The sequence below is a fragment of the Streptomyces sp. SID12501 genome, assembly GCF_010550245.1.
Taxonomy (GTDB): domain Bacteria; phylum Actinomycetota; class Actinomycetes; order Streptomycetales; family Streptomycetaceae; genus Streptomyces.
In genome coordinates this window covers 1-405 of the sequence record NZ_JAAGLU010000920.1, presented here as the reverse complement: position 1 = coordinate 405, position 405 = coordinate 1, and the positions used below count along the sequence as shown (strand labels likewise).

Below are 405 nucleotides of genomic sequence, written 5' to 3'. Positions count from 1 at the left end.
CGCATGTTCGTCAGCACCCAGATCCAGCTCGCCGCCCGCCCGCTGGGCTGGCCGACCCACGACGACTTCCGCACCGTGCAGGTCACGCACGGCCCGCTGCAGGACGGCGAGGTCCGCGTCCGCAACGCGTTCGTCTCGGTCGACCCCTACATGCGCGGCCGCATGAACGACACCCGCAGCTACGTCGCGCCGTACGCGCTCGGCGAGACCGTCACGGGCGGTGCCGTCGGCCGGGTCGTCGAGTCCGCCGACCCGTCGCTGCCCGTCGGCACCGCCGTGCTGCACCAGCACGGCTGGAGCGACGCCGTCCAGGCGCCCGCGTCGACGTTCCGCGCCGTCGCCGAGATCCCCGGCGTGCCGCTCTCGGTGCACCTGCACGTGCTCGGCATGACCGGCCTCACCGCC

The 405-nt window shown here is 74.3% G+C and carries 1 pseudogene; it reads left to right on the top strand.

The features are described from left to right. Positions 1-405, top strand: a pseudogene (locus G3I71_RS49145) (NADP-dependent oxidoreductase); the annotation flags it as partial.